Raw genomic sequence first — 25,012 nt, 5'->3', positions numbered from 1 at the left:
CCTTATTAAGGGTAGTACTTTTATTTTCACTATGGTATAATGATGTTGACATTATATAAAGGGGATAAAACAATGACTAAGAACACTCGATTTTACTTTTTCAATAAAACCTTACTTCAAATTGTCGTTCTTTTTTTTGTGCTTTCATTTAGCAAAGCAATGATCATTCGATATTTATCAGATTATGATACCTATCTAGTACCACTGTTTATCATCATTAATTTTATTCAAGTGATTGCTGTTATAATCGTCATACTGATTGTAGGATATTACTTGTTTGTTGGCTATCGCTATGTAACATCTGTGTTTTACCGCGAATCCAACATACCATTACACGAAGCTTTCTTCCATGGTTATCTGGATCTTGCATACGTTTATGATCGTTTAAAACGATATGGGAATGAAAATCAGTACGATACCAAAACAAAAAGCATTATTATTACTTTCGATACCAAAATCTACCACATCATCGTTCGTGATATCTTCGGTCGTTTAGAAGCCGATTCGAGAAGTGATTCATGGTATATCGTTTCAAAAAGACGGAAACAATATGGCAATGTTCGTTACCTAAAACGACGTAGTTTTTTAAGTCCACTTTCCGAAAATCAACGATATATCAACGCATTATCCAAACAGAGTGATATGGAACGACTGAATTACGTCTGTTTGACCGGTATACGGCAAAACACCTTTAATCATCCTCAAATCAATACCGTTTATGAGTTGGAATCCATTTTACAACATGAATCCATGATGTAGAGGATCGTGTCAAGTTGTTATAAACAGTTTTGACAAACGCCCATAAAAACAGTATAATTTGCGTGTGTTATGTAATAACAGGGAGAAAGGGACATATTATGAATGCAGTTCGTAAATTTCGACAAATCCATTTGACAACCGCTGAGATATTAGTGCTTGGATTTGCATTGGTAATCTTGATTGGGGCATTGTTGTTGAACTTACCGTTCGCCAGTAAATCTGGTGATAGTGTCGGTTTTGTAAATGCTTTATTTACCGCTGCAAGTTCCGTTGCTGTTACAGGGTTAGTCGTTGTTGATACGCTGACACATTGGACCACATTCGGTCATGTTGTCATCTTAATATTAATTCAAATTGGGGGTCTTGGTATCATTACCATGGGAACCCTGTTTGCCCTTATTATTGGGCGCCGTATTACCTTCCGTCAACGCGTGGTGATGCAAGAAGCAATGAATAAAATCACGGTTGGTGGTGTTGTTCGTTTAGCAAGATACATCTTAATCATGACGTTTGTTGTTGAGGGAATTGGTGCAATCATCTTAGCGACAAGGTTTATCCCTATTTATGGCGTTGGCCAAGGTATTTGGCTCAGTGTCTTTCACAGTGTTAGTGCCTTTTGTAATGCTGGTTTTGATTTGATTGGTAATTTTCAAAGTTTAACACCGTTTGTCAATGATCCAGTTGTTACATTAACCGTCGCGATGTTGATTATAATTGGTGGGCTTGGTTTTGTTGTCATCTTCGAACTACTGGAAAAGAAAAGCTTGAAACGACTTAGTTTGCATTCTAAGATTGCCATAAGTATGACGGCGTTCTTATTGGTTCTTGGATACATCATTGTTCTAGCACTCGAATTCAACAACCCTGAAACCATGGGTAATTTATCCATTGGTGGTAAATTACTTAGTGGATTCTTCCACTCTGTTACCCCACGTACTGCAGGTTTTAATACATTACCGATGGATAAACTAATGCTTGGTACGATTGTCATGACGATGATCTTCATGTTTATCGGAGCGGGTACAGCTGGTACCGCTGGTGGGGTTAAAGTTACCACCGTTGGTGTCATTGTGGCCTCGATTGTGTCAACCTTAAAAGGACGTAAAGAAACCGAGAGTTTCAATCGTAAGTTACCTCGTGATTTAGTCAATAAATCACTTGCGATTATTACGTTAGCAATGTTATGGGTAATCACCGTAATCTTCATTCTATCGATTACCGAAGATGCGCCTTTGCAAGTCATTGTCTTTGAAGCCATCAGTGCCTTTGGTACCGTTGGGTTATCACTAGGTATTACAACACAACTTAGTGTAGTTGGTAAACTTGTCATTACAATTACGATGTTTGTTGGTCGGATTGGCCCGTTAACCTTATTTATGGCACTTGCCCAACGCCGTCAGGTAACGACTGCGATATCCTACCCTGATGAAGAAATTATGATTGGTTAAAATAAGCCCGTTAGGGCTTTTTTTATTGGGATATTTGGACATTGTTTGGTATACTTATAGTAGATTTTCAAGAATGGGGGATTCTCAATGAAACAATGGATCTTACGCGGTAGCTTTTGGTTGATTACGACCGTATCAGTTATACTTGCACTAGATGGATATTTGATTTTTTTATCGCTTGGATTAACACCAATCATCCTAGGTGTGATTCATTTATTTATGCCAAAGGACATGCTTATAGAACGATTACGATATATGCTTGCCATGCTGATTATTACGGTTGTAGAAGTGTTTACCTACTTTTCCTATTGGGGGACATTAATGACAACAAGTGATGCGAACCGCTTGTATTTGCTTCCAGTGTTTGCCCTCATAATGATGTTCGTTGAGATCATCATTACTAAGTTCAGTAAAAAAGAAGTTCCAAAACGGGGACTTGCAGTCATCCATGTATTCACCGTAGTAATTTTTACCATTTTAGGGTTGTCGTTAATACGATAACAAAGAAAGAATGTAGGTTCACCTATGAATACCAAAAAACTATATATAATTCTCCGTAGTGTCATGGGACTCGCATTTAACATGTCATTCATGGCTACGGCCATCTATCGAATTGATGTGGCGAATCTAGAAATCTACCAGCTGATTTTAGTAGGTAGTGCATTAGAAATCGCTATCTTTTTGTTTGAAGTACCAACGGGAGTTGTCGCCGATTTGAAAAGTAGACGGTTAAGTATAATCATCGGATTATTTATCATTGGTCTAGGGTTCTTTGTTGAGATCCTTACGACATTTTTCCTTGTGATTGTATTATCGCAAATCATATGGGGGTTAGGATATACCTTTATCAGTGGTGCGTTGGATTCTTGGATTAGTGATGAAACAGGGAATCAAAACATTGAACAAACATTGATTTCCGGAGCTCAAATGCATAAATTGTTTAGTGTCCTTGGGATTGTCTTAGCAGCCGTTATTGGAATGTTTGACATTCGACTAGCGATTGCATTTGCTGGAGGATTATTCATCTTTATGGGACTTTTTGCGATTGCTTTAATGAACGAAGAACACTTTGTCAAACATCCCCACCATGAGCCACTCTGGACTCTATATTTTTCACAACTAGGTCATGCTTTATCCCACGTTCGCACAAATAAGGTTTTAAAAATAATGGTTGTGATTATGTTATTTCTTGGACTATATAGCGAAGGTATTGATCGGACCCATGAACGGTATATTTTGAACAATTTGAATATGCGCGATTACTTTGATATTGCGCCAATCTGGATCTTATCTATAATTAATGCGATAATTGCGATTATCGGATATGTGGTTTTACATGTTGTTAAGAAATACATTACAAAAGGTCATCATGTCGTACTATGGGCCCTCAATTTTACAATTATGATGATTGTTGGAATCGTACTCTTTGCTTTTTTACCATTTGAATACATTGCTGTCGTTAGTTTTATGTTCTTTACCATCAATCGTGAAGCAACTTACCCCTTACTCAATACGATATTAATTCGCTCAACACCATCTCGTATTAAAGCCACTGTTCTTTCGGGGTTCGGACAATTGGATGCGATTGGCCAATTACTAAGTGGTGCGTTAATGGTTGGCGCTACGTTCCTTGTAGGAATAGAAGGAATGTATTTATTTACGGCATTGCTTCTATTAGTACCTGCTCTGTTATTTCCAATGATATTGCGTGTAAAAGAGTCCTGAAATGATTGCGTTTTAGTTCTATATTTATAAAAATTACGATATAATATTATTGAAATAAATTTAAAGGAGAATTAAATATGACAAAAGAAGTATCAGCCTCCTCATTAAAACGCTTTAACATGATTATGGGGGGATTACACCTTGTACAAGGATTATTGATGATTATCCTTGGATTAACGGTTAGTGCATTTGGGGATTTTAAACTTACGATTACACAAAATTTCTTAGATTTCAATTTTACAACACAAGAGTTGGAATCAGCGAGCAAAGTATTATTTGAAGTACCATTCTTTGTACTTGTGGCATCGTTCTTATTAATTTCAGCGATTGCGCATGCGATTATCTCGTTACCAAAGAAAACCAATGACATTTACAATGCTGACTTGGAAAAAGGAATTAACCGTTTCCGTTGGTTCGAATATGCACTTAGTTCAAGTGTCATGATCGTCTTAATCGCGTATCTATTCGGAATTTACGACGTAGCATCCTTGGTCTTGATCTTTATCGTTAATGCATCCATGAACTTGTTTGGACTGGACATGGAGTTATTAAACTCTGGTAAAGAAAAAACCAATGTCAACTGGGGACCATTTATATGGGGTAGTTTTGCTGGACTTGCTCCATGGATCGCCATTATCCTGTATCTATCTGGGGCATCATCCGAAGTTAATGAAGCAACACCATGGTTTGTATGGGCGATAGTTGGAACCTACTTTGTAGCGTTTAACAGCTTCCCAATCAACATGATTATGCAGTACTTACAAAAAGGTAAGTTCGCCAATTATCTCTACGGAGAACGTGGATATATCGTTCTAAGCTTAGTCGCTAAATCGGTACTAGCATGGCTCGTTCTTGTTGGTGCATTGCAACCATAAGAAATACACTGCAAACAAAAAGACCATCATTGGTCTTTTTTTTGTAGGCTTGAAAAGAGTGAAAATACGTCTTCTCCTTTGTTGGATATAATTGTAATCAACCGATTGTTTATTCGATCATATCCTGTGATAAATGTCACTCCGGGGTCTTCTCCGGTAAAACAAGGTTGGTTGTTCGTATCTAGCCAAATGCCGAGGCCATATCCCCAGTTACCTGCGTCTTGTTCTTTATGAAGCATCGTTTTTGTCATGTCTTCTGAAAGTAATTTATGTGATAGTAATCCATCCCAGAACTTCGCAATATCCAGTGCATTTGTAAAAGCACCACCCGCACCAGTACCTTTGACATCAATACTGTAGATGTTTGTATAATATTCATTGGTTTCTTCATCAAGGATATAACCATAGGTACAATTCTCAGGTAACCGATCAAGTTCGAAGTATCCTGTATCTGTCATATTAAGTGGTTTGAAAATATACTGCTGTAGATAGCAATCAAACGGCATATCTGTTAAAGCCTCGATAATGGAAGCGAGTAAGACAAAAGCAGAATTGTTATATTGGAATCGTTCTCCCTTGGGATACATCATCTCTTCATGAATGAAAAGTGGAAGCAGGTCATTGTTGTGTCGAATTTTATAGTTGGGATAGTCTTTCCACAAATCCGCATAATTGGGAAACTTACTCTCATCACAGTAATCGGGAACACCAGATGTGTGCGTAAGTAGATGATAAATGGTAACATCGGGATCAATCTTTCCTAGGGGAATATCAAGCAGTTCTTGAAGTGTCGAATCAAGTCGACATTTTCCTCGTTCAATCAACTGTAAAATGCCTACAGCAACAAACACCTTTCCTGCTGAGGCCGTTGGAAAGCGTGTCGTTTCATTTATGGGTATGTTGTTGGCGATGTCACGATATCCATACTGAGTATGTTCTACTGAATCTTTCGTGCGAATGTATAACGTACCGCTAGTAATCATCGAATCACTCCTTGTACATAGTATACCAAATTCATGAAAAGAGACCCACATAATTTTCACAAATCATGGATTTGATTTTTCGAAATAGAATTGTTTGTGATATAATCATATACTGAGGAAGTGATTGTATGAAAAAAGTCATGTTAGCTGTTACCATTGTTCTTGTATTATTTCTTTCATCATGTCGCTATAATGCGGAAAAGTGGGACTTGCAAACTGTGATTGATCAGTCTTATGGATATACCAATGGAACGAGCCAATATGTACGATATGATTTATTGTTTTTGGATCCGTCTAGTGGGTATGTAATCACGTATAACTACGCATTTAGTGATTATGGTGTGTACATTGAAATGAATAATGAAACAACGACAACCGAAACCTATCTTCAATATTATGCAGGCAATCCAAACGTCGGTGGCCGATATACCTATAATTCATCCGATGATACATGGGAATATCAAGGAGATATTAATTATGCCGGTGCGATTGATTACGGACTGTACTTGCGATTGCTATCAAACCTTGAAAACTATTACGATATCGAGAATACAACGATTGAAGGAGATTACCAAGTTGTTCAAGCATTGACTAATGATAACTTGTATATAAAAGTACGGATCGATAATGATGGCTATATCGATCACGCAGTAGAATTTACGTTTGCAGATGGTAAGGAAGTCGTTTTGACGGAGTACTTCTACGCTGAAATTGGTAAAACAAATTTCTATATTCCAGACGATTATTTAAATTAAAAAGAGCAGAAAATTTCTGCTCTTTTACTATGCTTTCTCCATATAGAAGACTTCATCAACACGTTTGTCAAATGCCATCGCAATTCGAAAGGCTAGTTCTAGAGTTGGCGAATACTTCCCTTTTTCAATGGCAACAATGGTTTGTCGTGATACACCAACGGTCTCTGCTAGTGTCTTTTGGGACATTTCGCCATGAAAGAATCGCAGTTCTCGCACCTTATTTTGGACCACGTATTTCGTCACTATAACCATCCCCGATACTTACTTATTTTATATAGTTCTGCCAAGACATCACTTGCGAATCCAGCAATTAACATTGTGACAAAGAACACGGTGACAGAGTAGTCCATTACTTGCGTTGCAAGCGCGATAATGAATCCAGCGCTAAAACCAACTAATGAGATTCTTGTAGCAAGTAAATCAATGACTTTATCGCGTTCATCCATTATATGCAAATCATTCTTATCGGTGTCTTCACCAGTGAGTTCTTTCTTTATCTCTCCAGCAATTTCATTTCCGATACTAAATAGAATCATTACTATAATCCGAGCGGTAATGCTGGCAGGGATAAAGAGTAGAAGTGCCGTTGCCCAAAATTTCATTACACTTTCGGTAGTGGACTCCAAATCCATATATCGGTTATAGACAATAATTGCAAAAATGGTTGTAATAACTATCGTGCTAAGCAAGTTTGCTAATACACGTTTTTCTTGAATTGACATGGTAATACCTCCTTATTGTTGTTTGTGTCAAGTTCTACATACATAGTGTAAAATAAAATATACTAAAAGTCAAGTAAACTTTACATATTTTTTTAAAAATCTATCTTCCTAATTGAAAACTTCGCTTAAATACTGGACATTCTATGGTATAATTTCGATACAAGGAGATGATGACATGTATCCATTTTTACTACCCGATATCTTCGGTTATACGATACCTCTATATGACGTCATGATTATGGTTGGTATTTTGTTTATGTTTTTGTATATCATTCCAAGATTTGAAAAACGCGATGGGTATTCCCATCAAGAAACCAATCGATTATTATTACTGATTGCGATCAGTTTAATCGTTGCATTGTTTTCATCGTATGTATTTGATGGAGTGTTCCATTCACTCGCAGAAGGTGAACTTGCCTTTGGATCGATTACGTTCTTAGGGGGTCTGTTCGGTGGAATTGCGACCTTCTTGTTACTATACAAATACTTCTATCCCTATGAGAAAAAGGATTTACGTTCGATTCTTAATACCATTATCACCGGGGTTGTTCTAGCTCATGCATTTGGACGCATAGGCTGTTTCTTTGCCGGTTGTTGTTTTGGTGTTCCCACAGAATCGTTCTTGGGTGTAATTTTCCCCCATGGCCATGCGCACGACTTATATCCTGATGCAGCAGTTTATCCAACGCAGTTGTTTGAGTCTGCCTTCTTGTTTATTCTATTTGGGGCATTACATTATGTTCAATCATTTAAGAATCGTGAAGTTGAAGTATACCTCATTGGATATGGAATCTGGCGGATTATAGTAGAGTTTATTCGTGGTGACGAACGTGGTGTATTACTTCCTTTATATGAAACACAATACAACATTTTCCCAACGCCGTCTCAATTCATGAGTTTATTGATGTTATTGTTTGGTGTATACTTAATATACCATCATAAACAAAAACAATCCCTTCAAATAAAAGATGTTCGCTGAACATCTTTTTTTATCACCTATATTTTCATTGGATGATACGGTATAATTGAATATAGTACTACTGTTAGGAGTATTGATATGAATAGAATGAATCGCATCACCATCCTTATAGCAATGATTATTGTACTGATGGGAGTTCTCCAATTTACCGAGATTCCGTTTTCCAGTTCCGTTGCCAAAACCGTCTTGATTGAAGATACAATCATGCGTTTTTTAGGTGGTTTTGTATTCGTTTTAGTATTGATATCACTAGGGTATAAGCATCTATTTCAATTCGCTAAAACAACAAGAGCACAACTGCTTGTCTTGATCCCAGGATTACTAGTAGCTATCAATAATTTTCCGATTATTGCTACGATATCGGGACGTACAGAAATTACGGAATCAACAGGTTATATCCTATTGTTTTTAGTAAGTTGTGTCAGCATTGGTTTCTTTGAGGAAGTAATCTTTCGTGGAGCATTACTGATGGTATTATTACAACGGTTTGAACACTCTCAAAAAGGGATTTTATATGCGATAATTGGTTCTTCTATGTTATTTGGTGTCGTCCATCTTGTGAACTTATTTGCTGGTGCATCGGTAGGTCAAACACTACTTCAAGTGGGCTATTCCTTCTTAATGGGGATGCTGTTTGCGGTAGTCTTTCTAAAAACGCATAACCTCTGGTATAGCGTTTTACTTCATACCATCTATAATATCGCGGGACTGTTCTTTATGTCGGTTGGAACTGTGGTACATCAATTTGATATTCTGACGATCATCATAACTACAGTTCTCGCTCTAATTGTCATTTTGTATTATATTCGCGTGTATTTATCCATTGATCCACAAGAGATGGAAGACCTATACACCCCAAGGGAGTTTACCAATGAAGCATAATATTCTATTCATCGAAGGGTTACCTGGAAGTGGGAAGACGACGTTTGCGAGACGACTCAAAAAACATTATGAACAACAAGGTGTGGATGTTGCGCTCTTTAATGAAGGTGATTTACATCCAATTGACTTAGCTTGGTGTAGTTATTGTACAAAGGATCAATTCGATGAAATCATACAACGGTTTCCCAATATAGAAGAGGCCTTACGTAGTGTGACCTCGATTGAAGATGGGAAGTACATCAGTGCCTATACAAGGGTTTCTCACCCATCTGTAACACAAGAATTTTATGATTACATGGAGCAATTTGAAGTCTATCGTTATACCGATCTTCAACGATTCTTAGATGTCCACATCAAACGGTGGTCCTATTTCAATCTCCATTTTGATCCGAGGAAGCTTTATATTTTCGAGTGTATTCTACTGCAAAATCACATCACTGAATTAGTTTTAAATCATAATGCATCTTATCATGATATGTATCAGTATATTGAGACATTATTACAACAAATCAACAACCAAAAACCCGTTATCTACTATATCAAACAAAACAATATAGAGCGGACGTTTCATCGCATCATTGAAGAACGACGAAGCGATCAACCCGATCTATACCGTGACTGGATTGACAATGTCATTCGTTATTTAGATACGACGAAATACGCAGAAGAACTCCAATTTACTGGAATAGAAGGAATGATTCGCTATGGTACGTATCGTCAAGAAACGGAATGTTCTATCTTAGATGATTTACCAGTTGATTCACATGTATTTGAACCAGAAGAGGATTATGATCGTGTTTTTACCGAGATGATTCAAAAGGAGGAAACCAATGAATAAGAAGACCCCAATAACCGAGATAAATGGATTGCAAGAAGACGGTATTATTCAAGCAAAAGATGCGTTAAAGGACGTTGAGAAACTACCGTCACACATCACCACCTCGGTCATCTTTTTTGATCACCATCCTCACCCGGATTTATTGGAAAAATCGACCGTATTGTTCAATTTCATTGGCGCATCGACAGTTGTCCCCCAATATGTCTATGACAATCAAATCGTCTTGGCTTTTTCTCCACTTGGAGGACCTGCTGCTGGAGGGTTGATTGAAGAATTGATCGCCTTTGGTATCAAACGATTTATCGCTTGTGGAAGTAGTGGCTTAATCGGTGATATTGATGCGAGCAACTTTCTCCTTGTCAACCAAGCGATTCGTGACGAAGGATTATCGTATCATTATCTTGAACCGAGTTTATATGTAGCAACGGATACGAACTTAACCCAACATATTGAACAAGAATTACGTAAACGACAACTGCAATATATCGAGGGAATCACATGGACAACAGATGCGTTCTATCGTGAGACACCTAGTCGGATGGAGATTCGTCAAGAACAAGGTGCCGTAGCTGTCGAAATGGAATGTGCCAGTATGGCCGCTGTCTGTAGGTACTATCAATTACCATTTGCTCAAGTCCTGTACTTTTCGGACATTGTCAAACAACAAGGATGGTCGGGATTTCGTCAAGACCGCCAAATGATAAAGGATACTATTAATCAGATTATTATCGATATCGCCATCGCATTGTCCCAAGAAGAATAATAGATTCAGTGTTTTTATAAGCGGGTATTTACTTGTCTCGTAAAACTCTGTATAATTCTAATATAAAGCATATAAGGAGACCACTATGAGAATCGGAATTATTGGACCCATTGGTTCAGGAAAATCAACCTTAGCAAAACTACTTTCAGAACATTATCAGGTACCACTTATTGAAGAACCTGTCGAGAACAATGAGTTTCTACCACTCTTTTATGAAGATAAAGAAACATTTGCCTTATTAAGTCAAAATGCATTTTATTCCTCATTATTCTTATTGATGTGGAAATCACGACATGAGCAAAAGTGTGTCTTTGATTCGACATTGTTTTCCAACTTGGTGTTTACCGAATTATTACGTTTAGAGGGTATTATGTCGGCTTATGAAGTTGCACTTACCTATGCGATTGCTGATGAGCATTTAAAACGCCTACCGGATGTTGACATTCACCTAGTCTTAGTCAATGAAGAAGATAAGTTATTCGAAAACGTTCGTAAGCGTGGTCGTGACATTGAAAAAGACCAACAGGAATATTTAACCTTCCATTACCGGAATTATTATGACGTATTGGATCGCATTTTCAAGAACTACCAAGTACCAAAAGAGAAGATCTTATATCTTCGTATGGATGATGTCTATGTCAAAGAAGAGTTCGATCGAGTGGTTCAAGAAATCGAAGCATTCTATAATACCATTCCTAAGGAATTATTAGCTGAAATTAAGTAATACGAAACCGAAAAAAAACAGCGTTCGCTGTTTTTTTGTTACCCTTTTATGATATGAAATAGACCTTTTAGATACTTTTTATTCATCATTTCAATCATCCCATACATCCGGCCTTCCGATAATTTACCCTGGCTGAACATCATCAGTCCACGTAATGGAATTTCATCAACCATTTTCTCTATCATACGCTTGGAGCCTTGATGCATATCATCACCACTACCATCTCCACCCATTATATCTCCGAGGTTTTTTTGGATGATTTTATGCAGTTGTTTACCGATAAATGTATTTTTGACTTCACCAACGGTACTATTGATATGATACGGTGTTGTTGGTTGGATTGGTGGTACGGAATGCCCCAGCAATTCTTCAAAGGAATCCAAGGATGGCTCAAATGTACTTGAAATGTTGGTATATGCATCCACATTATCGTGATTAATGATATCATCGGATACGATGTTTATGGTTGTCGAATACCGGATATCACGACTGCTTGCACCCACTAAAATATGATAAGCTCCCGCTTCTAACTTATGACTTGTCTCATTGAAAATCTTTAATGTAAACAATGGGATCGTAACGGTGACTGTTTGGGTTTCACCTGGTTGTAATTCGATCTTTGTGAATCCTTTTAATTCTTTTTCGGGACGATACACGACACTGTTTTTCTTTTTGACGTATACTTGCACGATTTCTTTACCAAGGACACTACCACTATTCGTTACGTCAATCTGAACGGTAATGGTATCTTTTGTTGATTCCACTTGTCCATTGGAATAATCAAATGTCGTATAACTTAAACCAAAGCCGAAGGGGAATAAGGGCTCAATAGTCATCGAATCGTACGCACGATAGCCAACATACAGTCCTTCTCGATATTGAACTTGCCGACCTTGCCCAGGAAAATGTTGGTTTGAAGGAAACTCCGATAATGTATTGGGGAACGTTTCAGCAAGTTTTCCACTGGGATTCACTTCTCCAAACAAAATATTAGCAATTGCCTCACCACTGGCTTGGCCACTGAGATATTGTTCCACAATTGCTTGGACATTATCCTTCCAAGGCATTGTGACAGGAGAACCATTTGATAGGGTTACGATTACCTGATCATGCACCTCGGTGATTGCATCAATCAGCGCATTGTGATTCATCGGAAGATGAAGGTGATCACGATCAAAACCTTCGCTCTCATAGGCATCGGTTAATCCAGCCATAATCACAACAACATCTGCTTGTTTGGCAACTTCAACAGCTGTTTGGATAAGAGTATTATCAATTTGATCCGTCGCTACATCATATCCCTTTGCATACAACAAACGGTCTCCAAGACGTTGCTCAAACGCTTCTTTCGCAGTGCTCACGATTGTCGGATTAATCAATGAACTTCCGGATCCTTGATAGCGCGGATGTTCAGCAAAACCACCAATCAACGCGATTCTTTGTGTACTATCAAGTGGTAAAACACCAGTATTTTTCAAGAGGACAATTCCTTGTGTAGCAACATGTCTAGCAAAGTCGTGATGTTTGTCTTTATCGTATGAAAATGATGGTTTCTCTAACGTCTCTTTAGCTTGTAAAATTAAATCGACAATACGTTCGACTCGTTGGTCCACAATCGACTCTTCTAACTCACCGTTTTGGACCGCAGCGATTACTTTTTTGTTGTTGATTCCTAAACTACCTGGCATTTCTAAATCTTGTCCCGCGATAATACCTTTAACTCGATTATTACAAGCGCCCCAGTCGGTGACAACCAACCCCGTATGTTTCCATTTGTTTTTCAATGTGTGATTAAGAAGAGTAGGATGTTCACTCATATAGAGGCCATTCACTTTATTGTACGAGTTCATTACCGTCCAAGGTTGAGCTTTCTTTACTGCAATTTCAAAACTCCGTAAATAGAGTTCTTTTAGTGTTCGCTCATCAACAATGGTATCAATGGCCATCCGCATCGTCTCTTGATTATTGGCAACAAAATGTTTTAGTGATGTTCCAATCCCTTTTGATTGAACCCCGTTGATAAAGGCAGCTGCGAGTTCTCCTGATAGTACTGGATCCTCACTAAAATATTCAAAATTACGACCACAAAGGGGATGCCGTTTGATGTTTACTCCAGGACCAAGCAATACCGATACCTTCTCGCTTAAGCACTCATCACCAAGATGTTCTCCTAAAGAGGTTAACAGATCAACATCCCACGTACTGGCTAACAGTGAAGCAGTAGGATAACAAGTCGCCGGAACACTATTTTGAAGACCAACCATATCGACGTTGCCAGCTTGTTTGCGAAGTCCATGGGGACCATCTGTCACCATAATCGATGGTAGGCCTAATCGCTCAATCGATTCCAAATACCAAAAGTCTTGTCCCGACAATAATGAAGCTTTTTCTTCCAATGTCATTTGTTGAACCAAATCACGAGCTTTTTGAGACATTGTCATTCCTCCTAATTCGTTTTGTTATCACAGTGTATTACTCAAATATAGTCTATCATATTTCCTCACAAAAACCATCATAAAGTCGGGAAAACCTATGATATAATGAAGGTAATTGAGGAGGACAGCTGATGATCCAATGGACAAAAGATGAAGCACAACAATACGTAATAAACTACCACAATATAAACACACCTGACTCGTTCACCTTACAAGGTGTTTTTGAGCGATTACAATGCATTCAGTTTGATCCATTGAATGTTGTAGGCACCAATCCTGAACTAGTACTGCAATCGCGGATACAGGGGTTTACCAAAAATCAATTATCCGACGCATTATATCAAGATCGTTATTTAGTGGATGGATGGGAAAAACAAATGTGTATCTATGAATCGAAATACATACCTCATTTCACGCGTGTTCGCGACTATCGTGCACGACAAAATGCAAAGGGACTCCAAAAGTACTTCGATTTTGATGTCCATCAAATTACCGATGAAGTCTATCACATCATTCAACAAAACGGCCCAATTTTATCGAAGGATATTCATCTTGGTGATCACATCTCATATTATTGGAGTAAAACAAAAACGTCAACGGTTGCTATTGATCATTTATTCCACCAAGGAAAAATCGGAGTTCATAGTCGAAAGAATACCCAAAAACGATATCAAGTGATGGAACAAATCTATCCCAATATTATCGAGGAGGATCCATTTAATTCTGAGGAAGAAGCCACAGACTTTTACCTTCTTCGACGCATTCAGTCTTCTGGAATTATTCGTAATAAAAGTGGATATCATTTAAGTGGATTATATATTAAGAACAAATCCAAGCGAACTGCCTCCTTAAAACGACTATTACAAAAAAATAAAATTATAGAAGTACATATTGAAGGATTGAAAGATATCTTCTACATCCCCAAAGATGCACTGGATATCCCGATAAAATTACATGATTCCATTGCCTTTATTGCCCCGCTTGACAACCTTATATGGGATCGATCCATAATTCTCGATCTCTTTGATTTCGACTATATTTGGGAAGTCTATACACCAAAGGCTAAGCGCAAATGGGGATATTATGTTCTCCCAATCATCCGCGGCCATCGGTTTATCGGCCGTATTGAATTTAACAAATACAAGTCGAATAAACCTTTATCGATTCTCTCGATTCAATGGGAAGAAGGAATTGAGGTTACCAATGATCTAACACAATTATTGGGTGAAGCACTCCAGCGATTTGCAACGTACCTCGGGGCTTCATCCATCGATTATCCGAAGGAGGTATTATCCCCATGACAACGATACAAGTACGTACAAACAAGAAAAATCAAATGATTAATGTCACAAGTGATATCCGTAAGCTAGTACGAGAAAGTGCTATTCAAGAAGGCATCGTCGTATTGTTTGTACCACATACAACCGCAGCCATCACCATCAATGAAAATGCCGACCCAACGGTAAAGAGTGATATGCTTAATGGACTTGAAACCATCATTCCCAATATGAAACAGTTTCGTCATCTAGAAGGAAACAGCGACGCCCATATCAAATCCTCTTTAGTAGGGGTTGATCAAACGATTCTCGTTCATCAAAACGAGTTAGTTTTAGGGATGTGGCAAGGAATTTATTTTTGTGAATTTGACGGTCCTCGTACCCGCAATCTAGTTGTTGAAATTATATCAAATTAAAAAGTCCAATTTGGACTTTTTTTCATTCTTCATCGAGTAAGGGTATCAGATATTCTCCATCAATGGTACCATTTGCTAACAAGGTTGCTACTGGAATATACATTCCTTCATCTTTCATATACAAGATATGATCTTTGAGACAACCCGTCGCATGATAAGAATACGTCGTTCCATTGATCTCAAAGATTTCCGAACCCGCTTGATCACACTCGCCACCGGCATAAGCATAGACAACTTCGTGATTAATATGAAAGTCCAACCAATAGTAATCCGCCTCATCACTTTCAAATTCTTCGGATTCGCGAGGAATTTCCTCAAGGTAAGGCAGGAGTGAATCCAGTGATACAATGTCTTGGTTAATGGCTTCACCAAGAAACATAAACTCATCATTCACTTTAATAAAGTAGTTCATATCATGACTACACGCAGTAAAGGTGAATCCATAATTATACACCGGACCACTGTAGTAAATATCTGCATATTCACTGTTGCAAAAGAGACCCCCTTGATCGAGTGTGTAAATCGCGTATCCATCCACCTCAATATCTTTATAGGGGAGATAATCTTCAGGACTTGGTTTGCACGCGCTAAGAAGAAGGAGTACGACCAAAGATGTCAGAATCTTTTTCATATAAACACCTCCTACACCTCTAGTATACTCCTGATATTTTTGATTTACCATATTCGCATAAAAAAAGTAGACGATAATCGTCTACTGGTATCATCAAATGGTCGGAACGACAGGATTTGAACCTGCGACCTCTTGGCCCCCAGCCAAGCGCTCTACCAAGCTAAGCTACGTTCCGTACATCATATTATACCATAAATTGAAGAGTTTGAAAGGATTTATTACATCTCGTAGTTAGACTTCTTCAACCTATATTTTAATATTTTTTACACCTGTCGTTTCAAGAAAAAAAGGATTGATTTATGTAGTGTTACAATGTTGGAAGTAGCACAAAAAAGATGATCATAACACTGAGAAAACTAAGAAATAAAATATTAGCCGTTTCAAAGGATATAATAAACTCCCGTACTTTTCGTACGGCATTATGATAGGTGTTAATGATAAAACGATACACAACATAGCCAAGGGCTATTGTAACCAAATATTCTCCCAAATACTGCATGGAGAAACTCTTGTAATAAGATAGATCAACATTGAGTAGAACGTTCATTATTGGGGTGTGCATCGTTCCTAAAACAATCGAAGATCCCGCTAATAGAATCATTGGTATATACTCTAAAACGGTACCCTTTGATTCTAGTGTTTCCTTCGGTCCAAAAAAGATTTGGCTTAATTTGACAAAACTTGTCGCAGTACCAAGATTCACAAGTTGTAAGATCCAGTACGCATAGGGTGGTAGATCATACTTAATAATGGATTTACTGATAAAACCATTGAATAGTGGCGCACCCGTAATCGATAGCATCCCAATGATCATTAAGATGCTAAGGAGTGGCATGGTTTTAAAAACACCTCGGATATCATGAATCTTTTTCGTTTTATACCTATGGATAATGACACCAGCCCCAAGGAATAGAAGACTTTTAAACAGAGCATGATTGACAATATGAAGGACACCTCCATAAAATCCGTCACCATTTAAAAACGATATTCCAATGACCATAATTCCAATTTGGCTAACAGTATGAAATGCTAGAATCTGTTTAATGTCCGTTTGCGTCATCGCAAATATAACACCAACGAGTGCGGTTGTCAGACCTAAACCGAGAATAATGATATCCATATTATATCCTGCAGGTTGAAATAGGATTGTCATTCGAATTAAAACATATAGTCCCCCTTTAACAACGATACCACTTAGTAGTGCAGATACACCACTTTTTGCCACCGCATGAGCTCGGGGTAGCCATGTGAATAAGGGAAACATTGCCGATTTCACAGAAATACTCGTGATAATCAACACAAATGCAAAACGAACCGTTAAGGTATCAGACAACGATGCGTTGCTCATCATTGAAGTTACAATCGTGATATTGATGTTACCAAACGAATAGTAAATGAGGATGATACCAAGTAGAAAAGACAAAATCCCAGCGGTGTTAATCAGTAGATAGTAAATGGCTGCACGGAAACTGTTTCCGGCTTTTTCATAGGCAACTAAAATCGTCACAATAATTGTGATTAATTCAATGAAAACAAACATGTTAAACAAATCATTGGTTTGGAGTAGTCCTAGGAAAATCCCCTCTAAGAATAACAAGAAAAACAAGAAATTGCGATGATCGTTATGGTAATGGAAGGTATATAGCAGTATCATCCACCACATAAAGATCGTCAAAAAGACAAACAGCATACTAATCGAATCATTGACAAATCCAATGCCGATCATTGGATTCCAGTTTCCAAAAGTAAACATCGTTTGCGAGAGATCATCTTGATATTGAACAAAGTACAAGATTGCTAGAACAGACATCACACTTTGAGCCACGAACGCTAATGACAATATCGCTTTTTGTCTAAAAATAAAGATAATCATCGAGCTTATAATCGGAATAAACACAAGATAAACGGGAACATACAACATCTTATTCACCGTCCTTCCGGCGTAATACAATCGCCCAATCTAAGGTACCGTATTGATGAAAAACCTTAATTGACAGCATCAAGGCTAACGCGGTAACTGTCGACCCAATGACAATTGTGGTAATCATTAATGCTTGCGGTAACGGATCCACAATCGTCGTTGTTGTATCGGTAATAATCGGAATTGTTCCACCATTCAAATTACCTATATTGAGAAATAACAAAATAATTCCCGATTCAATAATCGTGACCGAAAAAATACTTTTGATAATGTTTTTACTAGTGGATAATCCATAAAAACCTACTAGGACAACCACAAATGTAAGGATTGGATTCATATTATCGTCCCTCCCTTAAAAATGCTGTAAAAATCGTCCAAAGACCGAGAGCGACTTTAAACCCAATCAATACATTTAATACAATTAGATACAATGACTGTATCTCTGTACCACGACTGATGGGAATGAAATTAGTAAATGGCACACCTTTGGTAAAAAGACTAAGTGAAGCCACGAGGATAATTAAGAAGTACACCAATTTTTCAATTGTAACAATTTGTTTGATGTTTGTCTCGCGATCGCTATTAATGTAGTAGAGGATCAAGATTCCAGTTGCGACAATGGCCCCACCTTGAAATCCTCCGCCAGGAGATACATGCCCATTGATAATGACATAAAATCCAAATAGTAACATCAACGGGTATACAATTCGACTAAAGGTAATAAACAAATCAGGAGTTTTAAACCGATCAATCATAAACTCCACATTCTTCTCCGATAAATCGTGCTTACTGATCCAGATTATTCCTGCTACAGCAATCAATAATATACCCGCTTCAAAGATGCTGTCAATTAAACGATAGTCTAGATAGATTGCTGTTACAAGGTTGCGCGATCCGGTTTCGAAAAAACCATTATTTTCAAAATATTGACGACCAAATGAATTGTATAAACGTTCTAAATCCGTTGCTACCATTATAAACATCGTTAGAATAAATACCAATAATAGAAGGATGTATCCTTTTTTAATCACCAAAATCACCATCCTCAAACAGTTCGACCCTTATCTTGTCAAATGGTTGTACAATGGTCTCTAAACGCCGCATGAGAACACTGGATTTTTTTCCTTTGAAAATATACTCTCCCGTCACCTCATCTTTTGATACAATCATATCAACATTGGTCTGCTCACAGACCACTTTATCCATATGCTCATCCAAATAACACAATCCCGAATCATTGGTAATATTTAACTCCAAATGATAGAAATCGGTTAATCGATGTAAGAGAACATACCCGATCCCAGACAACTGATCATCGGTGATAATAAAATCGTCCATCGTCTTATCAAGGACAATAAACTCGCGTTGTCTTGAAATGCTTATTACATAAATTAATGGAATGATTGCACTCCCTATCGCAATCTCTGCAATTGCTACATCAGGCGCTTTATTAATGATATATAAACTGGCTGTTACCAAACTGAAAGAAGCGATTAATATGATGATTGTACCATTGTTTTTATGTAGTACAATCGCAATCGCAAGGACAATAAGAATGGCCTGGAGTGCATAGGCAATCCATTGGATCATGACACTAGAATCCATCGACATCACCCACCGTTATGTTGTCGCCATGTTTTTGTAGTGATTGCACATCATATCCGGTAATATAAGCGCTACGAATATTTACATGGGAGCTGATTGGATTCGTAATTAGTAAGAAGCCAATTAAGAGCAGCAACCGTATCACAAACTCATACTCCGTGATTCCTGCTACGAGTAAAGCGATTAAAATCGTTAAACTTGCCATGCTATCAATGGTCGCTGCAGATAGTATTCGTGTATATAGATTTTTTAATTTAAAAACCGAAACCATGCCAAAGACGATGAAACCCCACGACAACACTAATAAGATTATTATTAAAACACCTTGAATAATGGTCATCGTTCACGCCCTCCTGTCATGATATATTTGGATAGAAGGGTGATGGTTAAATACCCAATAACACCATAACTAATCGCAATATCCAACATTAAAGTACTATCTAAATAAATGGCATAAATCGCAACGAATAAGACCACTTTGACACTAATCAGATTCACCATCAAAATCCGATCCCAAATCGTCGGACCAATAATTAGACGGATAAAACTAGCAAAGATAGCCAATACAAGAACACAAAGTGTTAACAGTAACATGACATCTATGATTTCATTCATACGTTTGAACCCTCCTTTGGTTTCAGAAGTTTTTCAAACTTATCGTGAATCGGTTGTTCCAGTTCTTTAATCGATGTTCCTTTTTTGGCCATCGTCATGACCGTGATCATATAGTGTATCGTATCGACTTCAATCGAGATGGTTCCTGGCGTTAATGTAATCGAGTTGGCAATGATACTAAGTAATACCGGATCATCGACATCAAGATGCATGGTAAATACAACGGGTTCATAATGTCGAAATAGTAGATTGGTTATATAACGAAAACCAGCTCGATAGATCTCAATAAATAACATGACAATATATCGAACCAACGCTCCAAATCGAATCCCATGATACCGATACCCCTGTTCATCATATAGCACATTATAGCTACTAACAGTAATAAAAGCACTGACAAGCACTCCTAAGAGGATGGTTTCCAATCGAACATTCAGTTGAAGAAGAAACCAAAACAGTAACAGGACCACAAATAGTTTATAGCGTAATTTGATATACGACCACATCATGAACCACTCCTAATTTATAGTAATTATAATCAAGAATATTATATCATATCCACGTTCTATCAAAAAGTGATACAGTACGAAACCACTGCATCACGAAAAAGATTAATAGGATTAGGTATATCCAATCTCTAGTCCAATCCACAGAAATAGTAGGGATAGGACAACAATAATAACTTGAAGAATTACGGTCCATTTGAACCATTTCACATAACTGAAATTAGCCAACCCTAACGACACCAATAGTACCGCATTTGTCGGATAAAATAGGTTGCTAAACCCATCCCCAAGTTGAAACGCCAGTACCCCTAGTTGCCTCGGAATTGCAGATAAGTCCAGTAGTGGATTCAATATTGGAATAATCAAAAATGCCTTGGCACTTCCACTTCCTATAAAGAAGTTCACCAATAACGTAAATAAGTATGCTCCCGATAACACGATAAACTTAGGATCGTTTTCCACTACGACAACCAAATTATATAGGATCGTATCCATCACACCACTTATAGTAATAATGTGTTTAACGCCAGTAGCTAGTAGAATTAAGATGACTCCTGGAGCCATGGATAATGACCCATTTAAATACGCTTTAAACCCTACTTTTTTGTCCTCAAAACCAAGTAATACAACCCCGATACCAGCAATTAGAAAATAGAGGGCAATTAATACTAAATTGTAGTCTTGTAAGAATGCAACAAAGGGAGAAACAACAATACTTATAATCATGATTCCCAACCATAGGAATACCCACAACAACGCTCGTTTGTTTGGAACTGTATGTTCTGTTGAAATCTCTTCGTTCACCGTTTGATCAATCCGTTTTGCATGAACCAATAAAAAACCAATAAGGAGTCCATAGACAATGAAGAATATTACCAATCGGTACAAAAACCCACTGAAGATTGGTAATCCTGCAAGTTCCTGGGCTACACCAATCGTAAATGGATTGGTAACGGCCGCACTAAATCCAAATCCCGTTGCCAAAATACTCATCCCTAGTCCGATCTTTGTGTCCCATCCTAATTTCTTACTCAGAACAATCATGATCGGAACCAATGGTACGATTTCCTCAAAGACACCAATGAATGCCCCAATCGACATGAATATCAATGTGATAACAGACAGTAAAACGTATTTTTTATCTTGAAATGTATCAATGATTTTATAGATAATATGCTCAATAATTCCAACCTTGTTCAAAACGGTAATACTACCACCAATAATCAGGAGAAATACAATAATCGCTATAATGATGACATTGCCTTCTGCGCCAAGGACTTCAAATGGTGCCGTAAAAATACGCCAAAAAGCGATATTTCCGGTATCGGTATATTGAAACGTACCAGGGATAATCGTTTTAACACCATCTATGAGTTCATACCGGTAACTACCACTTGGGATAAAGTATGTAATAATCCCAGTTCCAATCAATAATACGACTAATATCACAATCGCACTGATAAATACTTTCTTTTGAATCACTAAGGCGTCGTTCATTGGGTTCTCCTTGTGTACTAAATTAGTAGGTCTCTTTATGTATATTTTATCATATTCAAAAGCATAAAAAAACACGGAGATTCCGTGTTTATCCGAAGAGTCCTTGCATATTTTCAAATGCTCCGGCAAATAATCCAATCCATGCGAGTACCCAAAGAATTAAATAGGCCACAAAGAAGTTCTTGACGGTTTCACTCGTACGCCGACGAATGAATAGATATACGGCAAAGATAATATTAAATACGGGAATAGACAAGGCAATAATTAATACAATCCATGCCAATACGGATAATTTGTCTTTTTTAAACATAATCATGCTCCTTTCATATTCATCATATCAAAATCTTTGATATTGTCCCAAGATGATGCTCGTTTGTTCGTCTCAATCTCATGGACAATAGATACGATTAAATCATTAATAGGTGTTTCAATACCAACTTGATCCCCTGCATCACAAACGACACCGTTAATCGCATCGATTTCCGTTGTGTACCCACGTGCTAAATCTCGCAACATACTCGATTTAATGTTCTTATGTTTGCGCATTGCGATGGGTAGGAGAAATAAGCTAAATTGTTTCTTAAACGGATTATTATAATCCATCAACTTCACAACATCTTTCCCTTGCAATGGTTCAATCATGAGATTACTCGCTTTGGCGACATCGATGCATTCTTTCATTGCACCTAACGCAATTGTTCTTGTGGTACGATTCTTGTTTAACTCACCAAACGTCGCTCCAGTTACAACACTGAGACCACTATAGGCAGCATTGATCAACAATTTCGACCAGCGTGCACCAATGAAATTGTCTTCGATGGTTACATGGCCCATCGTATGTAACAACGTCACGACATAATCAAAATGTTGTGGTCTTTTATCACTGTAGGAACCAATACTAAATGTCAAGGTTTCCCGAGATGGTTCAGTCGTAAGTTCAACGACACCACCCCCAATGAATGTGGCTCCCCAACTCATCGTTGCACCGATGGTTCGTTCGTCTCCAATAATCGACGCAATCAGTGGCTCTGGAATTCCATTTTGAAGCGTGCAGAGCACACCATCTTGTGCTAAATACGGTTGTAAGAATGTTACAATCTCTTGATTATGACGTTGTTTAGTCATCAACAAAATAACATCATAAAGACCAGTCATTTCTTCAGGTAATAGGGCGGTAACGTCTTGGGACATCGATAAGGTTCCTTGAATCTGTGCGCCATGTTCTTGTAATCCGCGAACATGATCCTTGTTACGGTTTATTAAATCAACCTCATAACCAGCCTTTGTTATAAAGGCACCGAGCACGGTACCCATTGCACCCGCACCATATATTGCAACTCTCATAACATCACCTCTATTATAGTATATCAAAAATACAGCCAAATGATGTATAATTAAGTTGAACGATAAAGGAGTGAATACACGGATGACAAAACGATTAATTTTAAAAGGACGTGTCCAAGGTGTTGGGATGCGCTATAGCGTATCGCGAATAGCGAAACAAATGGGACTGTTTGGCTATGTCAAAAACAAAGCCGATGGGTCCGTTGAATGTTTGATCCAAGGAGATGAGCAATCTCTAAAACAATTCATTATGAATCTCAAAACAAGAACTCCAGGATACATCGAACAACTCCAAGAAGAAGATGTCACCTATAGTAAGGAATACAACAACTTCCAGATTCGAATATTTTAAAAAAAAGGCAGACGCGTTAGTCTGCCTTTGGTTTGCGGAAAAAGAATCGTGGTACCGTATCGATTACAAGTTGATAATCGGTTTTATTTTGTAATAACTTATCCTCCATTTTGGGGACACTGTAAAAATTGAACAACGCCACCATGCTCACAAATCCAACGATCGGTGATAAGGCAACACCGACACTAACGCTACTGATATAAATACCAAACCAGAAGAACACTTCACCAAAGTAATTTGGATGTCGCGAGTATTGCCATAACCCGGTTCTAATCGATTGATTCGGATGTTGCAATTTGTGGATTCGTCGTTGATGATCCGCGACATAACTAATCATCGCACCACCAATCATAATCAGTGCACCGATATACACATACATGGGAGAATTTATCGTATTTGTCCAAATAAAATATAATGGATACAATGAAATAAACACAATCACCGTAGGAAATAGATGAATCCCAAAATAGCTGACAAGCCAATAAATTTTGGGGAACTGTTTACGAAAGTCCACATATCGGAAATCTTCATGGTTGTATCCCTTGAAATCGGTAATCCAGTTCATCGTAAGTCGTATTGCCCAAACAAACACACTGGTAAATAACACCCAGTCGATCCACATCATGTGATGGAGTTCTCTCATCCACAGTACGACGATAAACACGGGAATGACACTCCAATAGGGATCGTACAAACTGGAATTATTAAACCCGATACTGGCGACAAAAATCAAGGTCGTCATCACCACATCCGCTATCAATGTCGCATAGAGAACCGACGTAACGGAGCGTGCCAGTAAGTAACTATACAGCCCTGCAATTAAGACAATTGAATAGATAAGAGTGGTTACGTATAATGAGCGTTTTTTCGACATCGAATCACCTATTTATATGATTTGTAGTAAAGCTATCTCTTGTATTATATCAAAAAATATGAAAAACGGAAATGTTCCGAGCGAAC

General features: G+C 37.8%; 30 protein-coding genes and 1 tRNA gene. 14 read left to right on the top strand and 17 right to left on the bottom strand.

What is annotated here, in order from left to right:
• The first annotated feature begins 72 nt into the window (after window positions 1–72).
• From G4Z02_RS02585 to heR, 5 genes are all read left to right on the top strand, one after another.
• Window positions 73–759, top strand: coding sequence for a hypothetical protein (locus tag G4Z02_RS02585; RefSeq protein WP_258878302.1), 687 nt, complete (start codon window positions 73–75; stop codon window positions 757–759).
• A gap of 98 nt (window positions 760–857) precedes the next feature.
• Window positions 858–2,207 carry a TrkH family potassium uptake protein gene (locus G4Z02_RS02580; RefSeq protein WP_258878301.1) on the top strand — a complete coding sequence of 450 codons (1,350 nt, stop codon included), beginning with the start codon at window positions 858–860 and terminating at the stop codon, window positions 2,205–2,207.
• Window positions 2,208–2,294: 87 nt separating this feature from the next.
• A complete protein-coding gene (locus G4Z02_RS02575; RefSeq protein ID WP_258878300.1) occupies window positions 2,295–2,708 on the top strand; it encodes a hypothetical protein in 414 nt (137 codons plus the stop codon).
• Between the two features lie 24 nt (window positions 2,709–2,732).
• Window positions 2,733–3,932, top strand: coding sequence for an MFS transporter (locus tag G4Z02_RS02570; RefSeq protein ID WP_258878299.1), 1,200 nt, complete (start codon window positions 2,733–2,735; stop codon window positions 3,930–3,932).
• A gap of 77 nt (window positions 3,933–4,009) precedes the next feature.
• Window positions 4,010–4,807 carry a heliorhodopsin HeR gene (heR, locus tag G4Z02_RS02565; RefSeq protein WP_258878298.1) on the top strand — a complete coding sequence of 266 codons (798 nt, stop codon included), beginning with the start codon at window positions 4,010–4,012 and terminating at the stop codon, window positions 4,805–4,807.
• A 26-nt stretch (window positions 4,808–4,833) separates the two neighbouring features.
• Here heR and G4Z02_RS02560 read toward each other — a convergent pair whose 3' ends face one another.
• Entirely contained in the window at window positions 4,834–5,790 is a 957-nt protein-coding gene (locus tag G4Z02_RS02560; protein ID WP_258878297.1) for a serine hydrolase domain-containing protein, read from the bottom strand.
• A gap of 128 nt (window positions 5,791–5,918) precedes the next feature.
• On the opposite strand from G4Z02_RS02560, the gene G4Z02_RS02555 reads away from it, so the two are divergent.
• Entirely contained in the window at window positions 5,919–6,545 is a 627-nt protein-coding gene (locus G4Z02_RS02555) for a hypothetical protein (protein ID WP_258878296.1), read from the top strand.
• Between the two features lie 27 nt (window positions 6,546–6,572).
• Here the strand turns inward: G4Z02_RS02555 and G4Z02_RS02550 are convergent, their stop codons facing one another.
• Entirely contained in the window at window positions 6,573–6,731 is a 159-nt protein-coding gene (locus tag G4Z02_RS02550) for a helix-turn-helix transcriptional regulator (RefSeq protein WP_309544606.1), read from the bottom strand.
• A 56-nt stretch (window positions 6,732–6,787) separates the two neighbouring features.
• Entirely contained in the window at window positions 6,788–7,267 is a 480-nt protein-coding gene (locus tag G4Z02_RS02545; RefSeq protein WP_258878294.1) for a hypothetical protein, read from the bottom strand.
• Window positions 7,268–7,442: 175 nt separating this feature from the next.
• On the opposite strand from G4Z02_RS02545, the gene G4Z02_RS02540 reads away from it, so the two are divergent.
• The 5 genes from G4Z02_RS02540 (at window position 7,443) to G4Z02_RS02520 (ending at window position 11,453) form a co-directional block, all read left to right on the top strand.
• Complete coding sequence (locus G4Z02_RS02540; RefSeq protein WP_258878293.1) at window positions 7,443–8,246, top strand: prolipoprotein diacylglyceryl transferase; 804 nt, start codon at window positions 7,443–7,445, stop codon at window positions 8,244–8,246.
• A gap of 78 nt (window positions 8,247–8,324) precedes the next feature.
• Window positions 8,325–9,128: a CPBP family intramembrane glutamic endopeptidase gene (locus G4Z02_RS02535; RefSeq protein WP_258878292.1), complete on the top strand. Its 804-nt coding sequence runs from the start codon at window positions 8,325–8,327 to the stop codon at window positions 9,126–9,128.
• Window positions 9,118–9,966 (top strand): P-loop NTPase family protein, encoded by an 849-nt coding sequence (locus G4Z02_RS02530; RefSeq protein WP_258878291.1) that lies wholly within the window; start codon window positions 9,118–9,120, stop codon window positions 9,964–9,966. The genes G4Z02_RS02535 and G4Z02_RS02530 overlap by 11 nt, the downstream gene beginning before the upstream one ends.
• The gene (locus G4Z02_RS02525; RefSeq protein WP_258878290.1) at window positions 9,959–10,729 is read left to right on the top strand and encodes a nucleoside phosphorylase; all 771 of its coding nucleotides are present in this window, start codon (window positions 9,959–9,961) and stop codon (window positions 10,727–10,729) included. Before G4Z02_RS02530 ends, G4Z02_RS02525 begins: the two co-directional genes overlap by 8 nt.
• An 85-nt stretch (window positions 10,730–10,814) precedes the next feature.
• Window positions 10,815–11,453, top strand: a complete 639-nt coding sequence (locus G4Z02_RS02520; protein ID WP_258878289.1) for a deoxynucleoside kinase — start codon at window positions 10,815–10,817, stop codon at window positions 11,451–11,453.
• A gap of 38 nt (window positions 11,454–11,491) precedes the next feature.
• On the opposite strand, the gene G4Z02_RS02515 is transcribed toward G4Z02_RS02520, so the two are convergent.
• The gene (locus G4Z02_RS02515) at window positions 11,492–13,888 is read right to left on the bottom strand and encodes a beta-glucosidase family protein (protein ID WP_258878288.1); all 2,397 of its coding nucleotides are present in this window, start codon (window positions 13,886–13,888) and stop codon (window positions 11,492–11,494) included.
• 131 nt (window positions 13,889–14,019) lie between these two features.
• Between G4Z02_RS02515 and G4Z02_RS02510 the strand changes: the two genes are divergently transcribed.
• A complete protein-coding gene (locus G4Z02_RS02510) occupies window positions 14,020–15,189 on the top strand; it encodes a DNA glycosylase AlkZ-like family protein (RefSeq protein ID WP_258878287.1) in 1,170 nt (389 codons plus the stop codon).
• Window positions 15,186–15,581 carry a secondary thiamine-phosphate synthase enzyme YjbQ gene (locus G4Z02_RS02505; RefSeq protein ID WP_258878286.1) on the top strand — a complete coding sequence of 132 codons (396 nt, stop codon included), beginning with the start codon at window positions 15,186–15,188 and terminating at the stop codon, window positions 15,579–15,581. The genes G4Z02_RS02510 and G4Z02_RS02505 overlap by 4 nt, the downstream gene beginning before the upstream one ends.
• Window positions 15,582–15,603: 22 nt before the next feature.
• On the opposite strand, the gene G4Z02_RS02500 is transcribed toward G4Z02_RS02505, so the two are convergent.
• The 12 genes from G4Z02_RS02500 to G4Z02_RS02445 form a co-directional block, all read right to left on the bottom strand.
• On the bottom strand, window positions 15,604–16,212 hold the full coding sequence (locus G4Z02_RS02500; RefSeq protein ID WP_258878285.1) for a hypothetical protein: 609 nt from the start codon (window positions 16,210–16,212) through the stop codon (window positions 15,604–15,606).
• Window positions 16,213–16,310: 98 nt separating this feature from the next.
• Window positions 16,311–16,387: transfer RNA gene (locus G4Z02_RS02495), tRNA-Pro, on the bottom strand.
• Window positions 16,388–16,519: 132 nt separating this feature from the next.
• The gene (locus G4Z02_RS02490; protein ID WP_258878284.1) at window positions 16,520–18,133 is read right to left on the bottom strand and encodes a complex I subunit 5 family protein; all 1,614 of its coding nucleotides are present in this window, start codon (window positions 18,131–18,133) and stop codon (window positions 16,520–16,522) included.
• Between the two features lies 1 nt (window position 18,134).
• On the bottom strand, window positions 18,135–18,470 hold the full coding sequence (locus tag G4Z02_RS02485) for a sodium:proton antiporter (protein ID WP_258878283.1): 336 nt from the start codon (window positions 18,468–18,470) through the stop codon (window positions 18,135–18,137).
• Window position 18,471: 1 nt separating this feature from the next.
• A complete protein-coding gene (locus G4Z02_RS02480) occupies window positions 18,472–19,164 on the bottom strand; it encodes an MnhB domain-containing protein (protein WP_258878282.1) in 693 nt (230 codons plus the stop codon).
• Window positions 19,157–19,738 (bottom strand): Na(+)/H(+) antiporter subunit B, encoded by a 582-nt coding sequence (locus tag G4Z02_RS02475; protein ID WP_258878281.1) that lies wholly within the window; start codon window positions 19,736–19,738, stop codon window positions 19,157–19,159. Before G4Z02_RS02475 ends, G4Z02_RS02480 begins: the two co-directional genes overlap by 8 nt.
• Entirely contained in the window at window positions 19,728–20,078 is a 351-nt protein-coding gene (locus tag G4Z02_RS02470; RefSeq protein WP_258878280.1) for a cation:proton antiporter, read from the bottom strand. Before G4Z02_RS02470 ends, G4Z02_RS02475 begins: the two co-directional genes overlap by 11 nt.
• A complete protein-coding gene (locus G4Z02_RS02465; RefSeq protein ID WP_258878279.1) occupies window positions 20,075–20,353 on the bottom strand; it encodes an MrpF/PhaF family protein in 279 nt (92 codons plus the stop codon). The genes G4Z02_RS02470 and G4Z02_RS02465 overlap by 4 nt, the downstream gene beginning before the upstream one ends.
• Window positions 20,350–20,862: a Na+/H+ antiporter subunit E gene (locus G4Z02_RS02460; protein WP_258878278.1), complete on the bottom strand. Its 513-nt coding sequence runs from the start codon at window positions 20,860–20,862 to the stop codon at window positions 20,350–20,352. The genes G4Z02_RS02465 and G4Z02_RS02460 overlap by 4 nt, the downstream gene beginning before the upstream one ends.
• Window positions 20,863–20,973: 111 nt before the next feature.
• Window positions 20,974–22,356: a hypothetical protein gene (locus G4Z02_RS02455; RefSeq protein ID WP_258878277.1), complete on the bottom strand. Its 1,383-nt coding sequence runs from the start codon at window positions 22,354–22,356 to the stop codon at window positions 20,974–20,976.
• A gap of 88 nt (window positions 22,357–22,444) precedes the next feature.
• On the bottom strand, window positions 22,445–22,666 hold the full coding sequence (locus G4Z02_RS02450) for a hypothetical protein (RefSeq protein WP_258878276.1): 222 nt from the start codon (window positions 22,664–22,666) through the stop codon (window positions 22,445–22,447).
• Between the two features lie 2 nt (window positions 22,667–22,668).
• Window positions 22,669–23,700 carry a ketopantoate reductase family protein gene (locus G4Z02_RS02445; protein WP_258878275.1) on the bottom strand — a complete coding sequence of 344 codons (1,032 nt, stop codon included), beginning with the start codon at window positions 23,698–23,700 and terminating at the stop codon, window positions 22,669–22,671.
• Between the two features lie 82 nt (window positions 23,701–23,782).
• On the opposite strand from G4Z02_RS02445, the gene G4Z02_RS02440 reads away from it, so the two are divergent.
• Window positions 23,783–24,052, top strand: coding sequence for an acylphosphatase (locus G4Z02_RS02440; protein WP_258878274.1), 270 nt, complete (start codon window positions 23,783–23,785; stop codon window positions 24,050–24,052).
• Window positions 24,053–24,068: 16 nt separating this feature from the next.
• Here the strand turns inward: G4Z02_RS02440 and G4Z02_RS02435 are convergent, their stop codons facing one another.
• Entirely contained in the window at window positions 24,069–24,926 is an 858-nt protein-coding gene (locus G4Z02_RS02435) for a DUF1295 domain-containing protein (RefSeq protein WP_258878273.1), read from the bottom strand.
• Window positions 24,927–25,012 lie beyond the last annotated feature (86 nt).

It is taken from the genome of Candidatus Xianfuyuplasma coldseepsis, assembly GCF_014023125.1.
Taxonomy (GTDB): domain Bacteria; phylum Bacillota_I; class Bacilli_A; order Izemoplasmatales; family Izemoplasmataceae; genus Xianfuyuplasma; species Xianfuyuplasma coldseepsis.
Note: the sequence above shows the minus strand (reverse complement) of the source record. Positions and strands in the feature narration are given on the sequence as shown.

What these genes read in the sequence shown, in the direction of transcription:
- G4Z02_RS02490 (WP_258878284.1), bottom strand. Translation starts at nt 18,133, where the DNA reads ATGTTGTATGTTCCCGTTTATCTTGTGTTTATTCCGATTATAAGCTCG.
- G4Z02_RS02510 (WP_258878287.1), top strand. Translation starts at nt 14,020, where the DNA reads ATGATCCAATGGACAAAAGATGAAGCACAACAATACGTAATAAACTAC.
- G4Z02_RS02520 (WP_258878289.1), top strand. Translation starts at nt 10,815, where the DNA reads ATGAGAATCGGAATTATTGGACCCATTGGTTCAGGAAAATCAACCTTA.
- G4Z02_RS02530 (WP_258878291.1), top strand. Translation starts at nt 9,118, where the DNA reads ATGAAGCATAATATTCTATTCATCGAAGGGTTACCTGGAAGTGGGAAG.
- G4Z02_RS02580 (WP_258878301.1), top strand. Translation starts at nt 858, where the DNA reads ATGAATGCAGTTCGTAAATTTCGACAAATCCATTTGACAACCGCTGAG.
- G4Z02_RS02575 (WP_258878300.1), top strand. Translation starts at nt 2,295, where the DNA reads ATGAAACAATGGATCTTACGCGGTAGCTTTTGGTTGATTACGACCGTA.
- G4Z02_RS02585 (WP_258878302.1), top strand. Translation starts at nt 73, where the DNA reads ATGACTAAGAACACTCGATTTTACTTTTTCAATAAAACCTTACTTCAA.
- G4Z02_RS02550 (WP_309544606.1), bottom strand. Translation starts at nt 6,731, where the DNA reads ATGTCCCAAAAGACACTAGCAGAGACCGTTGGTGTATCACGACAAACC.
- G4Z02_RS02525 (WP_258878290.1), top strand. Translation starts at nt 9,959, where the DNA reads ATGAATAAGAAGACCCCAATAACCGAGATAAATGGATTGCAAGAAGAC.
- G4Z02_RS02440 (WP_258878274.1), top strand. Translation starts at nt 23,783, where the DNA reads ATGACAAAACGATTAATTTTAAAAGGACGTGTCCAAGGTGTTGGGATG.
- G4Z02_RS02455 (WP_258878277.1), bottom strand. Translation starts at nt 22,356, where the DNA reads ATGAACGACGCCTTAGTGATTCAAAAGAAAGTATTTATCAGTGCGATT.
- G4Z02_RS02555 (WP_258878296.1), top strand. Translation starts at nt 5,919, where the DNA reads ATGAAAAAAGTCATGTTAGCTGTTACCATTGTTCTTGTATTATTTCTT.
- G4Z02_RS02540 (WP_258878293.1), top strand. Translation starts at nt 7,443, where the DNA reads ATGTATCCATTTTTACTACCCGATATCTTCGGTTATACGATACCTCTA.
- G4Z02_RS02560 (WP_258878297.1), bottom strand. Translation starts at nt 5,790, where the DNA reads ATGATTACTAGCGGTACGTTATACATTCGCACGAAAGATTCAGTAGAA.
- G4Z02_RS02505 (WP_258878286.1), top strand. Translation starts at nt 15,186, where the DNA reads ATGACAACGATACAAGTACGTACAAACAAGAAAAATCAAATGATTAAT.
- G4Z02_RS02515 (WP_258878288.1), bottom strand. Translation starts at nt 13,888, where the DNA reads ATGTCTCAAAAAGCTCGTGATTTGGTTCAACAAATGACATTGGAAGAA.
- heR (WP_258878298.1), top strand. Translation starts at nt 4,010, where the DNA reads ATGACAAAAGAAGTATCAGCCTCCTCATTAAAACGCTTTAACATGATT.
- G4Z02_RS02445 (WP_258878275.1), bottom strand. Translation starts at nt 23,700, where the DNA reads ATGAGAGTTGCAATATATGGTGCGGGTGCAATGGGTACCGTGCTCGGT.
- G4Z02_RS02570 (WP_258878299.1), top strand. Translation starts at nt 2,733, where the DNA reads ATGAATACCAAAAAACTATATATAATTCTCCGTAGTGTCATGGGACTC.
- G4Z02_RS02435 (WP_258878273.1), bottom strand. Translation starts at nt 24,926, where the DNA reads ATGTCGAAAAAACGCTCATTATACGTAACCACTCTTATCTATTCAATT.
- G4Z02_RS02450 (WP_258878276.1), bottom strand. Translation starts at nt 22,666, where the DNA reads ATGTTTAAAAAAGACAAATTATCCGTATTGGCATGGATTGTATTAATT.
- G4Z02_RS02465 (WP_258878279.1), bottom strand. Translation starts at nt 20,353, where the DNA reads ATGAATGAAATCATAGATGTCATGTTACTGTTAACACTTTGTGTTCTT.
- G4Z02_RS02485 (WP_258878283.1), bottom strand. Translation starts at nt 18,470, where the DNA reads ATGAATCCAATCCTTACATTTGTGGTTGTCCTAGTAGGTTTTTATGGA.
- G4Z02_RS02500 (WP_258878285.1), bottom strand. Translation starts at nt 16,212, where the DNA reads ATGAAAAAGATTCTGACATCTTTGGTCGTACTCCTTCTTCTTAGCGCG.
- G4Z02_RS02475 (WP_258878281.1), bottom strand. Translation starts at nt 19,738, where the DNA reads ATGGATTCTAGTGTCATGATCCAATGGATTGCCTATGCACTCCAGGCC.
- G4Z02_RS02460 (WP_258878278.1), bottom strand. Translation starts at nt 20,862, where the DNA reads ATGATGTGGTCGTATATCAAATTACGCTATAAACTATTTGTGGTCCTG.
- G4Z02_RS02470 (WP_258878280.1), bottom strand. Translation starts at nt 20,078, where the DNA reads ATGACCATTATTCAAGGTGTTTTAATAATAATCTTATTAGTGTTGTCG.
- G4Z02_RS02545 (WP_258878294.1), bottom strand. Translation starts at nt 7,267, where the DNA reads ATGTCAATTCAAGAAAAACGTGTATTAGCAAACTTGCTTAGCACGATA.
- G4Z02_RS02535 (WP_258878292.1), top strand. Translation starts at nt 8,325, where the DNA reads ATGAATAGAATGAATCGCATCACCATCCTTATAGCAATGATTATTGTA.